11 protein-coding genes are annotated in these 12,823 nt (G+C 33.1%); 8 read left to right on the plus strand and 3 right to left on the minus strand.

The features are described 5' to 3' along the window. Positions 1 to 330 precede the first annotated feature (330 nt). The 3 genes from lipA to ITJ86_RS00820 are packed head-to-tail and all read left to right on the plus strand — an operon-like array spanning position 331 to position 4,490. A complete protein-coding gene (lipA, locus tag ITJ86_RS00810; protein WP_195869701.1) occupies positions 331 to 1,203 on the plus strand; it encodes a lipoyl synthase in 873 nt (290 codons plus the stop codon). Next, complete coding sequence (gene gap / locus ITJ86_RS00815; RefSeq protein WP_195869702.1) at positions 1,203 to 2,219, plus strand: type I glyceraldehyde-3-phosphate dehydrogenase; 1,017 nt, start codon at positions 1,203 to 1,205, stop codon at positions 2,217 to 2,219. The genes lipA and gap overlap by 1 nt, the downstream gene beginning before the upstream one ends. 30 nt (positions 2,220 to 2,249) lie before the next feature. Further along, a complete protein-coding gene (locus ITJ86_RS00820; protein ID WP_195869703.1) occupies positions 2,250 to 4,490 on the plus strand; it encodes an ATP-binding protein in 2,241 nt (746 codons plus the stop codon). On the opposite strand, the gene lpxK is transcribed toward ITJ86_RS00820, so the two are convergent. Beyond that, positions 4,483 to 5,481, minus strand: coding sequence for a tetraacyldisaccharide 4'-kinase (gene lpxK / locus ITJ86_RS00825; RefSeq protein ID WP_195869704.1), 999 nt, complete (start codon positions 5,479 to 5,481; stop codon positions 4,483 to 4,485). The two genes, ITJ86_RS00820 and lpxK, sit on opposite strands and share 8 nt — an antisense overlap. A gap of 40 nt (positions 5,482 to 5,521) precedes the next feature. On the opposite strand from lpxK, the gene ITJ86_RS00830 reads away from it, so the two are divergent. The 3 genes from ITJ86_RS00830 (at position 5,522) to msrA (ending at position 8,238) form a co-directional block, all read left to right on the plus strand. After that, the gene (locus tag ITJ86_RS00830; RefSeq protein ID WP_195869705.1) at positions 5,522 to 6,616 is read left to right on the plus strand and encodes a Nif3-like dinuclear metal center hexameric protein; all 1,095 of its coding nucleotides are present in this window, start codon (positions 5,522 to 5,524) and stop codon (positions 6,614 to 6,616) included. A gap of 2 nt (positions 6,617 to 6,618) precedes the next feature. Further along, complete coding sequence (locus ITJ86_RS00835) at positions 6,619 to 7,404, plus strand: zinc ribbon domain-containing protein (protein ID WP_195869706.1); 786 nt, start codon at positions 6,619 to 6,621, stop codon at positions 7,402 to 7,404. A gap of 171 nt (positions 7,405 to 7,575) precedes the next feature. Beyond that, positions 7,576 to 8,238 carry a peptide-methionine (S)-S-oxide reductase MsrA gene (gene msrA / locus ITJ86_RS00840; protein WP_195869707.1) on the plus strand — a complete coding sequence of 221 codons (663 nt, stop codon included), beginning with the start codon at positions 7,576 to 7,578 and terminating at the stop codon, positions 8,236 to 8,238. 49 nt (positions 8,239 to 8,287) lie between these two features. Here the strand turns inward: msrA and ITJ86_RS00845 are convergent, their stop codons facing one another. Then, positions 8,288 to 9,088, minus strand: coding sequence for a class I SAM-dependent methyltransferase (locus tag ITJ86_RS00845; RefSeq protein ID WP_195869708.1), 801 nt, complete (start codon positions 9,086 to 9,088; stop codon positions 8,288 to 8,290). A gap of 42 nt (positions 9,089 to 9,130) precedes the next feature. On the opposite strand from ITJ86_RS00845, the gene ITJ86_RS00850 reads away from it, so the two are divergent. Further along, positions 9,131 to 9,829 (plus strand): hypothetical protein, encoded by a 699-nt coding sequence (locus tag ITJ86_RS00850; RefSeq protein ID WP_195869709.1) that lies wholly within the window; start codon positions 9,131 to 9,133, stop codon positions 9,827 to 9,829. A gap of 135 nt (positions 9,830 to 9,964) precedes the next feature. Here the strand turns inward: ITJ86_RS00850 and ITJ86_RS00855 are convergent, their stop codons facing one another. Then, positions 9,965 to 11,353, minus strand: coding sequence for a sensor histidine kinase (locus ITJ86_RS00855; RefSeq protein WP_195869710.1), 1,389 nt, complete (start codon positions 11,351 to 11,353; stop codon positions 9,965 to 9,967). A gap of 163 nt (positions 11,354 to 11,516) precedes the next feature. On the opposite strand from ITJ86_RS00855, the gene kynU reads away from it, so the two are divergent. Continuing rightward, the gene (gene kynU, locus ITJ86_RS00860; protein ID WP_195869711.1) at positions 11,517 to 12,791 is read left to right on the plus strand and encodes a kynureninase; all 1,275 of its coding nucleotides are present in this window, start codon (positions 11,517 to 11,519) and stop codon (positions 12,789 to 12,791) included. Positions 12,792 to 12,823 lie beyond the last annotated feature (32 nt).

Here is a 12,823-nt window from a genome sequence, read left to right on the forward strand (position 1 = left end):
CGTACTTAGTAGAATTTACAAGAGTTAGAGCAGATTTTAATCTTAACAATCCGTACCAAATAATCTATTTGGCATTTGCTCCGTAAATGGGTTTATTGATTAACATTGCGACTATCGATTTATTTCTTCAACACCTTTTTTGCCATTATCAACTATACATTAATTTCTGGTAAATACACCCCAAAAAGCAAGAGACCTCGTTTAAAACTTCATATTTTATCCAGGCTAAAAATCATTTTTATCAGTGGCTTTAGCATCTGGCATCTCTCAATTCAATAACCTATCTTTATTATTTACTTTGTATCTTTGTGACTTGAAATTGATAATTGCATGGAAACGAAAGTTGCTTCAAATATTTTACCAGAAAGAAAGCCAAAATGGTTAAGAGTAAAATTACCTACAGGCAAAAAATATACAGAACTTAGAACCTTAGTTGACAAGTATAAATTAAATACAATTTGTACGTCGGGAAGTTGTCCTAATATGGGAGAATGCTGGGGCGAAGGTACAGCTACGTTTATGATTTTAGGAAATGTATGTACACGTTCTTGTGGATTTTGTGGTGTAAAAACAGGTCGACCAGAAACAGTTGATTGGGATGAACCAGAAAAAGTGGCTCGGTCCATAAAACTAATGCAAATTAAACATGCTGTTTTAACCAGTGTTGATAGAGATGACTTAAAAGACATGGGAAGCATTATGTGGGCAGAAACCGTAAAAGCTGTAAGACGGATGAATCCTGAAACCACGCTTGAAACACTTATTCCAGATTTTCAAGGTGTTGAAAAACACATTGACCGGATTATTGATGTCGCGCCAGAAGTAGTATCTCATAATATTGAAACCGTGAGAAGATTAACCCGAGAGGTGAGAATACAAGCAAAGTACGATCGTAGTCTAGGCGTTTTAAAATACTTAAAAGCACAAGGGCAACGCAGAACTAAATCTGGTATTATGTTGGGTTTGGGAGAAGAACGCGAAGAAGTCATTCAAACACTTCACGATTTAAGAGCTCATGATGTCGACGTTGTTACGATTGGTCAGTATTTACAACCGAGCAAAAAGCACTTACCTGTAAAGCAATTTATAAACCCTGATCAGTTTGATGAATATAAAGCTATTGGTTTAGAACTAGGCTTTAGACATGTAGAAAGTAGTGCATTAGTTAGATCTTCGTACAAAGCACAAAAACATATTAACTAATGATAACTATAGCCATAAACGGATTTGGCAGAATTGGCCGACGTGTATTTAGACTAGCTTTAAAGCATCCACAAATTCGTGTCGTTGGAATAAATGATTTGGCTGATACCAGAACTTTAAGTCATTTATTAAAATATGATAGTATTCATGGCGTTTTAACAGACACCATTTCTTTCGACGAACATCATTTAATTGTTAATGGAGACCCCATTCCTCTATATGGAGAATCACATCCCAAAAATATTAATTGGTCGCAAGTACAACCCGATTTTGTAATAGAATCCACAGGAAAGTTCAAAACCAAAGCAGAACTTCAACACCATATTACAAATGGAGCAAAACGCGTTATTTTATCTGTTCCGCCGTTAGAAGACGATATTAAAACTATTGTATTAGGCGTTAACGATCAAACTATAGATGGTACAGAAACCATATTGTCAAACGCTTCTTGTACAACTAATAATGCAGCACCAATGATTGCATTAATAAAAGAACATCTTGGCATTAAACAAGCCTACATAACAACTATTCATTCTTACACAACAGATCAAAGTCTGCACGATCAACCTCATAAAGATTTAAGACGTGCAAGAGCTGCAGGACAATCTATTGTGCCAACTACAACAGGAGCAGCAAAAGCATTGACAAAAATATTTCCTGATTTATCTGATGTTATAGGTGGTTGTGGCATTAGAGTTCCTGTTGCAAACGGCTCATTAACAGACATTACAATAAATGTTGAACAACCAACAACGATTAAAAAAGTTAACGAAATATTTAAAAATGCAGCCAATAATGGCCTAAAAGGAATTATTGAATATACCGAAGACCCAATTGTATCTATAGATATTGTTGGAAACCCAAGCTCATGTATCTTTGATGCGCAAATGACTTCTGTTATAGGAAACATGGTAAAAATAGTCGGTTGGTACGATAATGAAACTGGTTATAGTTCAAGAATTTTAGATTTAATTTGCGATTTATCGAACAAACAATCACTTTTATCGAATAAATAATTATATTTGTTCAAACCTAAAGTGAGCTGAATGTCCCAGATCAAATATTACATATTTGTTTTTTTAGCATGTTTTTGTAGTCTTATTTTTGCACAAGAAGCCAGTGTAGAAGATGAAGACATTCTGTCTTTGAGGCTTAATGAACATATAAATCAAGCAAAATTAGACAGTGATCGAGGCAAGTATTATAGTGCTAAAGACAACCTTGTAAAAGCCTTAGATATTGCAGTAACAATTGACGATAAATCTAGCCAAGGTAAAACGCATACCAAAATCGCCAAAGTTCAGTTTTTAGTTGGAGAGGAAGATCAAGCTACGATTTCTCTTAGTAAAGCAATAAAAATTCAACGCGAAATTGATGATTATGGCAATCTTGCCATTACCTATAATATAAAAGGCGTCATTTTAAGTACAAAACAAGAATACGACAAAGCTTTAGTGTATTTCAAATCGGCAAGAAACCTTTTTGAGCAAGTAGATTTAGAAGAATATGTCTCAGAAGTTACACTGAACGAAGCTAAAGCTCTTATTGCACAAAAAAATTATGAAGATGCTAAATCAAAGCTCGAAAGAACCATAATAATAGCTAAGAAGTACGACCAAAAGCGTCGTCTGAGTAGTGCTTTGATTCAAAGCGGAAAAGTATATAGTGCACTTCATAATACAAAAATAGCTTTAGCACAAACGGAAGAAGGTTTAACTATTGCACAGTCACAAAAGTTAATAGAAAATATAAATGAAGCCTTTGTAACCTTAAGTGATATTCACGAACAAAATGGAAGCTATAAAAGTGCTCATGAATACATTAAAAAGCATATTCATTTATCAGACTCTATACTAAATGTAAAACGAGAAAATATAACAACAAGTATATCTGGTGAATCTATCAGCAATTACAAGGATGCCGAAAATGCGCAGTTAAAAGCACAAATAGACGAAGTAAGTGCAGAAAGTGCATTTACCAGAATAACTACAATATTAAGTATTGCATTAATAACAATTTTATCGTTGTTAACCTTATCGCTGTATAAAAACAATAATATTAGGTTGAACACCAACACTATGCTTCACAAAAAGAATGATGAACTTATTGTTGCAAAAGAAAAAGCAGAATTAGCCTCTAAAACAAAAGCTAACTTCTTATCTACCGTTACACATGAGTTGCGTACACCGTTGTATGCTGTAACAGGACTTACTAATATGTTATTGGATGAAGATCCAAAAGAACATCAAGTGCCACACTTAAAATCCTTAAAGTTTTCTGGAGATTACCTATTAACCTTTATCAACGATATTCTTCAAATTAATAAAATTGAAGCCAATAAAGTTGAAATTGACCCAGAACATTTTAATCTTAAAAACAAATTAGAAAATGTTATCTCGGCACTTAGCAATTCTGCTAAGGATCAGAATACTAATATTCATTTAGAATATGAAAAAGGGTTACCAGAAACATTTGTTGGTGACCAATTAAAAATTTCCCAAATCTTAATTAACCTACTTGGAAATGCTATTAAATTCACAAAAGATGGAGACATCTGGGTGAGAGCTTGTAAAGTTGATCTAAAAGACAACATGTACAAGCTACGCTTCGAAATTGAAGATAATGGCATAGGTATTACAAAAGAAAAACAAGACCACATGTTTGAGAGTTTCTCTCAAGGTTCTGTACAGATTAACAGAAAGTATGGAGGTACTGGTTTAGGTTTATCTATTGTAAAAGGACTAATTCAAATCCTTAAAGGAACAATTCATTTAAAGAGTGAGCTTGGTAAAGGCACAACATTCTATTTTGAAATTCCTTTAGAGTATGATGAAGTGGTCGACAAAACCGAAGTAGAAGAAGTTAATAAAGCAAATAAGATGGAAGGATTGGATTTAAGCAAGGTTAAGATTCTCATTGTAGAAGACAACAAAATCAATCAAATGATTACTAAGAAGATTCTGAATAAAATGGATCTTTATTGTGACGTTGTAGACAATGGTGAAGCTGCAGTTGAACAAGTGCAGAACACAACATACGATGTCGTTTTAATGGATATTCATATGCCAGGTATAAGTGGATTAGAAGCCACAAAAATCATTAGAACTTTCGATAAAGAACTCACCATATTTGCCCTAACAGCTGTAACGTTAGAAGATAAAATGCATGAGTTTGGTGACGCTGGTTTTGACGATATTATTTCTAAACCATTCAAGCAAGAAGATTTTGAAGACAAATTACACGCAGCACTTTCTGGAGAAAAGATAGTCTCTAGTTTCTTTAGTTAACAAACGCTTTAACGGCTGCATTAAATTGTGCCGCATTATCTATTTTTAATTCAATAGGTAAAAAGAACAACTTATCTTTTAAACTTCCATAACTGCTTAATCTTACATAATCTTTTTCAGTTGTAATTATCAATGATTTTGAATTCAATTTTTCAATATCAGACGCTCTAAAATTATAATGATCACCAAATTCCAAATGATCAAACTTTAAGCCTTTTTCTACTAAAAAACGAACCAATGGTTGTGCATTAGCTATTCCTGTAACTAAAGTAAATTTTGGTAGTGTACTTAGCTCTAAAGCAGCTGATTCTGATACTACATTTTTAGCATAATCAACATAACTAAAAAATACTGCCTGATTATCTTTAATACGTAACTTAGAAGCAATTTTAATCTTTTCTGCAGCCGAAATATCTTTATGACACTTTGTGACCACAATTAAATCTGCGCGGTTTGCACCAGACCTTGGCTCTCTTAAATTACCCGATGGCAACACAATATCTTTATAATAAAGGTTGTTATATGCGGTTAACAGAATATTGAATCCTGCCTTTACTTTTCTGTGTTGAAAAGCATCATCCAATAAAATAACATCGGGCTGATCATCTAAGGTCATAAGTTCTGCAATTCCATTTTGCCTATCAGCATCAACTGCAACAGTAAGGTCATTAAATTTTCTATGAAACTGAAAAGGTTCGTCGCCAATAGTATCTGCATTTGCCTTGTCGTCTGCTAAAATAAAACCATTCGTTTTACGCTTATAACCTCTGCTTAATGTGGCCAGTGATTTCTCGTCTTTTAACAAGCGAATTAAATACTCTATCATTGGTGTTTTTCCCGTTCCACCTGTACTAAGGTTTCCAACGCAAATCACAGGAAAATCATATGACTGAGACGGTTTTACTCCAACATCGTACAACCAATTACGTAACCTAGTGATTAGGTAATAAATTGGCACAATAGGAAACAATATGATGCGGATAATCTTCACGGTTACTAAATTATATTATTTTTGAAACAAATATACACTTATGATTATACAAGACGTAATTAATCACTTGCACAACTTAGCACCTTTAGCTTATGCTGAAGATTTTGACAACGTAGGACTTTTAGTTGGAGATAAAAATCAAGAGGTTTCAGGTATTCTTGTGACATTAGATACACTCGAAACTGTTGTTGATGAAGCTATTGAGACTAATTGCAATCTTATTGTAAGCTTCCACCCTATTATCTTTTCAGGCTTAAAAAAATTAACCGGAAAAACATATGTAGAGCGTGTGGTTATAAAAGCGATTCAACATAATATTGCTATATTTTCTATTCATACGGCTTTAGACAATGCGTTTCAAGGGGTTAATTCTATTATATGTGATCAATTAGGATTAACGAATAAAAAGATTCTCATACCACAATCTGGTACCATTAAAAAATTACAAACCTATGTTCCAAAAGTAAATGCAGAAGCCTTAAGAACGGCCTTGTTTAATGCTGGAGCAGGAAATATTGGCAATTACGAATCGTGTAGTTTTAATGTTGAAGGAGAAGGTACTTACTTAGGAAATGAAAATTCTAATCCTGTTATTGGTACAAAAGGTGAGTTACATACTGAAAAAGAAGTCGCCATTTCTGTAACTTTCAAAAAACATTTAGAACCAAACCTATTACAAGCGCTTTTTGATGCACATCCTTATGAAGAAGTTGCTTATGAAATTTCGACCTTAGAAAACACCAATCAACATATCGGTATAGGTATGATTGGCGAGCTAAATGACGCTATGAATACAGAGGATTGTCTTAATTTTATAAAAAACAAAATGAATACAGATTGTATTAGGTATTCAAAATCATTAAATAAACCGATTAAACGCATTGCGGTTTTAGGTGGCTCAGGTAGTTTTGCTATTTCGGCTGCAAAAGCGGCCAATGCTGATATTTTAGTCACAGCCGACTTAAAATATCATGATTTTTTTAGAGCCGAAAACGACCTTATTTTGGCAGATATTGGACATTATGAAAGCGAACAGTTCACAAAATCGTTTTTAGTAGACTATCTCTCAAAAAAAATCACTAATTTTGCAATCATTTTATCAAAGACAAATACAAATCCGATAAAGTATTTATAATTATGGCAAAAAAAGCTGAAGTTTCTGTTGAAGAGCGATTAAGAACACTATATGATTTACAATTAATTGACTCTAGAGTAGACGAAATAAGAAATGTCAGAGGAGAACTTCCATTAGAAGTTAGAGATTTAGAAGACGAAGTTGAAGGGCTTAACTTAAGAATGGATAAGCTAAATGATAGCCTAACTATTATTGATGAAGAGATTAAGGCTAAGAAAAACTTAATCGAAGAAGCTAAGACTTTAATCAAAAAATATAGTGAGCAGCAGAAAAATGTTAGAAATAACAGAGAATACAACTCACTAACTAAAGAAGTTGAATTTCAAGAGTTAGAAATTCAATTGGCAGAAAAGCACATTAAAGAATTTAAAGTTCAGATAGAGCAGAAAAAAGAAGTTATTTCTGAAACTAAAGAGCGTTTAAAAGATCGTACTGCACACTTAAAGCACAAAAAAGGTGAGCTTAACGAAATCTTAAAGGAAACTGAAAAAGAAGAAGAAGCTCTTAACAACGAATCTGAAAAGTATCAAAAGAAAATTGATGACCGTTTAGTTAAAGCATACCTCAGAATTAGAAACAACGTTAAAAATGGTTTAGCTGTTGTTGCTATTGAGCGTGGTGCTTCTGGTGGTTCTTTCTTTACGATTCCACCTCAAATACAAGTAGAAATTGCTTCTCGTAAAAAAGTAATTACTGACGAACATAGTGGTCGTATTCTTGTAGATGCTGATTTAGCAGAAGAAGAAAAAGTAAAAATGAATAAATTATTTACTAAACTTAGTAAGTAAGCATTCAATACATAATATATCTAAGCCTTTGCATTTGCAAGGGCTTTTTTTATTTATGTTAATTTTAGAATAGTTGGCTTTAAGGATTTGTATCTTATTACGACTATTAAAAAAAAAAAAAATCAAACTCAGGGTTGTAATGAATAAGACCCTGAAACAAACTCAACATAAATGAAAAAATTGCTCAGCATAATTGCACTTACTGTATTATTCAATTGCCATAACCAAGCACAAACAAATCCTAAACAACAAGCTGTTATTGATGCAGAACCTGTTGTAGTTCCATTAAAAGATGGCAAAGCCAGAGCATATTTTGCAAGTGGTTGTTTTTGGTGTGTTGAAGCCATTTACGAAAGCGTGAAAGGTGTTGAAGAATCTATTTCAGGATATGCAGGTGGATTTACAGAAAACCCAACCTACGAACAAAGCAACACAGGACGAACAGGACATGCCGAAGCTGTCGAAATTATTTACGACCCTGAAGTGGTTAGTTTTTCGACCTTAGTCGATGTGTATTTTGGATCTCAAAACCCAACTCAAGTAAACGGTCAAGGTCCAGATCATGGCTCACAATATCGTTCTATTATCTTTTATCAAAACGAGGAACAAAAGAAAATCATTGAAGAAAAAAAAGCAGCACTATCTAAAAGCTTAGATGCAACTATTGCTGCTGAAGTATATCCATTTCAAAAGTTTTGGGTTGGTGAAGATTACCATCAAAATTATGAGCGTAGAAACCCCAATAATGGTTACATTAGAAATGTATCTATTCCAAGGCTAAACCGATTTAAAGCTAAATTTCCTGAATTGTTAAAGGATGATGAGAAGCATTAATATAACCGTAATAGCCCTATCAGGTTTTTAAAACTTGACAGGTTTGTTTTTATAATTTTGTTGCCTTCAACTCAAAAATTATTGGAAACAATTGATTCTTAATGGTATACATTCCTGCTTCCGTTCTTATTAAATCTGGAAACACATCATATGGACTTTCATCATATTCATTGAGGTAATCGATTTGTAATCCGGCTTCAATTAGAGCATTAACAACGTCGCTTAATCCATGATTCCAACCATATTCCTTACTCACCATTTTTGAAGTTTGATTAGCATAAGTCCCTTCATACTCCTCATAAATCACCTCATCTTGACTGTAATGATATTTCATTTCGGCTTTGCCATTTGTATAATCAAACATCCAAGCGATAGGGTGAAATTCTACAATATAAAACATCCCACCAACTTTTAAACGTTCAGCAATCATTTTTGCCCAAGGTTTTAAATCAGGTAACCAACCAATGGTTCCGTAACTTGTAAATACAATATCGAACGTTTCCTTAATATGTTCTGAAGTATCTAAAACATTACAACACACAAACTCAGCATCAAGCTGTAATTCTTTATTTAATTGTTGGGCTAATTTTACACCTTCATCACTTAAATCTACACCTACACACTTTGCGCCCATTCTACTCCAACTCAGGGTATCTTGACCAAAATGACATTGTAAATGCAGTAACGATTTACCTTTTACATCACCTAAAGCCTTCAATTCATAAGGCATCAATGATGTTTTCCCCTTTTTAAAAGCCTCTAAATTATACATATCACTATGTGCATGTATGGCTACTTTTTTGTTCCAAGTAGCTCTATTAACTTCAAAATAGTTAGGCTTGTCTTTCATGGTTGGTTAATTTAGCCTGCAAATTACTATAACTTTTTTAATATGAAATCAATATATCTTAGTCTCATTTGTTTACTTCTTGTTTCAAATTGTAAATCTGACCAACAAAAAACGTCAAAAGAAAACCATAAAGAAGAGTTTAAAGAATTATCTATCGCAGAAAAAATTGCCAACGCACATGGTTTTGAACAATGGCAAAATGTCTCAGAAGTAAAATTTACCTTTCAAGTAAATAGAGATTCTGTTCAAGGAAAAGGTCGTTCATGGACATGGAATCCTAAAGAAAATAAAGTAAAAATGTCAACTAGTGAAACACCCATTGCATATGTTAGACATAAAATAGACAGCAGTTACATCAGTACTGATAAGGCATTTATTAATGATAAATTCTGGCTACTTGTACCCTTTCAACTGGTATGGGATTCAACAGCAACGATATCAGAACCAAAATTTGTAACATCCCCAATTTATAATAAAACCCTAAAATTAATAACGTTAACATATCCTCAGAAAGGCGGTTATACTCCTGGCGATGCTTATGACATATATTACGACGACGATTATATAATCCGAGAATGGGCTTATAGAAAAGGAAACTCTGAAGAACCATCACTAAGCACAACGTTTGAAAACTACAACGATTACAACGGTATTAAAATAGCTACAGACCATAAAATGGAAGGTGGTAATTGGAATCTAAATTTTACAGCTGTTAAGATTACTTTGGACGACCAGAAATAAGACCGTATTTTCGTAACCTATAATGTAAGATTCACGTACAGAGTTTCACTTTGATACGTATAGCTTACATTTTCCGCCTTAGGGCGTCTATATATACAAAACACTTTAGCTATTCTGTTAAAGTGTTTTTTTAGTTTAATTATTTTCAGAGGTATTTGAAATGTAAAACCTAAAAGAGGTCCCAACACCTATTTCACTTTCTAAAACTAAACGTCCACCTAACATTTCAACATACGCTTTTGAAATAGACAATCCAATACCAGATCCATGAAGTGCTTCTCTGTTACCAACATCTACTTGATAAAAAGGATTAAAAATAGTTTCTTTTTTATCTTCCGGAATTCCTACACCCGTGTCTTTTATTAAAAACTCTATTTGAGACGCATTAGAATTCACATTGCAGTGAAGTAAAATACTATCGCCTTTTGAAGTATATTTTATGGCATTTTCTATTAAATGCTTAAGTACAGCTGTAAGTTTTTCTCTATCTGACTTTATGAGTTGTTCTTTTTTCGGAATCTGATTATTCAAAGTAAATTGAACGTTCTTTAATTCTGCTTCATGTAAAAACACTTTATACAAACCTTCAATAATATCATTAACATTAAACACGGTGTTTTTAACGGTCATTAGACCCGTTTCAATTTTAGATATGTTTAAAATGTCTGTAATAACATCGAGTAACTCATTACCACTACCTTCAATTACTTTAACATACTCTTGGTATTCCTCATCTTGTTTATGATATTCTTTTAAAAGTTCCGCACTACCCAAAATACCATACATTGGTGTTCTAATTTCATGGCTCATATTGGTTAAAAAAGCAGATTTTAATTGATCGGATTCCTCTGCTCGCTCTTTAGCAAGAACTACATTTTTATGCTTTTCCAAAAGTTCTTCCTGTAATTGGTGTTCTTTTAAAAGTGCGTTATGCAAATGGTCTATTAAAAATGAAACCGAAAAAACAGTCCCTAAAATAAATAGGATATTATTTATAAATACAATTAATAATACATTAAATAGTTCATCTTTAAATATGGGAAATTCAAAAATTTTAAAATAATGGAAGACAAGAATTAACGCATAGCAAATACTCGAAACCAACACCGTAAACATACCCGCTTTCTTACCACTGTACAGCGTAACTAAAACACAAACCATAAATAACAGGAGTCCACTACTACTTTTTAATCCAATAGAAGCAGTTAATGCAAATGCTAGTATAAATAAGTTTATAGAAAACAGGGTTTTCTTAGTGTTAATACTGAGTTTATTATTAAAAAACAGAAAACAAATTACAGCGATAGCAGCTGTATCTAAATAAAACACAAACCATTTTTCTAAAATTATAACAGTTATCGCAGTAGAAATATAGGAAAAAACACCTATCGGCAACAAGATGATCAATATAGAAACAAATAGTTTATTTCTGAAATATGATAATTCATCTTGTCCTTCTTCTTTAGAGAAGTGACTGTATTTAATATACCAGTGATGATATGAATACCAAAGGTTCTTCAGCATATATAATTTGTTCGGTTGATTGATTACAATAAATCTACTCAGAAAAAATCAATTATACCAATTATTTCTTCTGAATTAATTATATTAAAATGACAGCTTAGATACATAATTAAAATATCATTTAATTATGCTATTTTTGTTACAATCCGAAAAACATCTTACTTTGTCCAACTACAAACATGGTCTTGATTACGCAAAACAACAAGACGAAATAGACGAATTATCTCAGTACAGAAATCAGTTTCACATTCCAAAAGACACCGATGGAAACGACCTTATTTACCTCTGTGGAAATTCACTTGGATTGCAACCAAAATCAACCAAAGCATACATCAATCAAGAATTAGAAGATTGGGCAAACCTTGGTGTTGAAGGTCATACGAATGCCAAAAATCCTTGGTTGCCTTATCATGAATTTCTTACAGAAGCAACCGCGAAATTAGTTGGTGCAAAACCGATTGAAGTTGTAACAATGAATTCCTTAACGGCCAATCTTCATTTTATGATGGCCTCGTTTTATAAACCGACCAAGGAACGTTATAAAATTTTAATTGAAAGTGATGCCTTTCCTTCTGATAAGTATGCTGTAGAATCGCAATTAAGACATCACGGTTATGATGATAAAGAAGGTTTAATCCTTTGGAAACCTAGAGAAGACGAAGAGTTATTACGTTACGAAGATTTAGAAAAAATCCTAGAAGCACACGGAAATGAGATTGCGCTTATAATGGTTGGAGGCGTGAATTACTATACTGGCCAGTTTTTCGATTTTAAACGCATTACTGATTTAGGTCATAATTATGGTTGTAAAGTAGGATTTGATTGTGCACATGGAGCAGGAAACGTGAATTTAGATTTACACAATTCGGGAGCCGATTTTGCAGTTTGGTGTACGTATAAGTATATGAATTCAGGACCAGGAAGTTTATCGGGTTGTTTTGTTCACGAAAAACATGCTTACGATAAAAACCTCAACCGATTTACAGGTTGGTGGAGTCATAATAAATCTACACGTTTTAATATGCGGCATGAATTTGATGTATTACCTGGTGCCGAAGGTTGGCAACTCAGTAACCCACCAATTTTATCCATGGCTGCAATTAAAGCCTCATTAGATATGTTCAATGAAGTAGGTATTGAAAAGCTAACTAACAAATCGAAAAAGCTTACTGGTTATTTCGAATTTTTATTAAAACAGTTAGGAGAAGATACCATTAGAATCATCACACCAGAAAGTCCTGATGAGCGTGGTTGTCAGCTATCAATTCAGGTTTTGAATGCTGACAAATCCTTACATGATAAATTAACCGAAGCCGGAGTCATTAGCGATTGGCGAGAACCAGATGTCATTAGATGCGCACCAGTTCCTTTGTATAATTCATTTGAAGATGTGTATTTGATGGTTGAAAAGATGAAAACTATTTTAAATAAAAACTAAATGTCACCTCGAGCGCAGTCGAGAGGTTTTAT

The sequence above is a fragment of the Winogradskyella marina genome, assembly GCF_015645385.1.
Lineage (GTDB): Bacteria > Bacteroidota > Bacteroidia > Flavobacteriales > Flavobacteriaceae > Winogradskyella > Winogradskyella marina.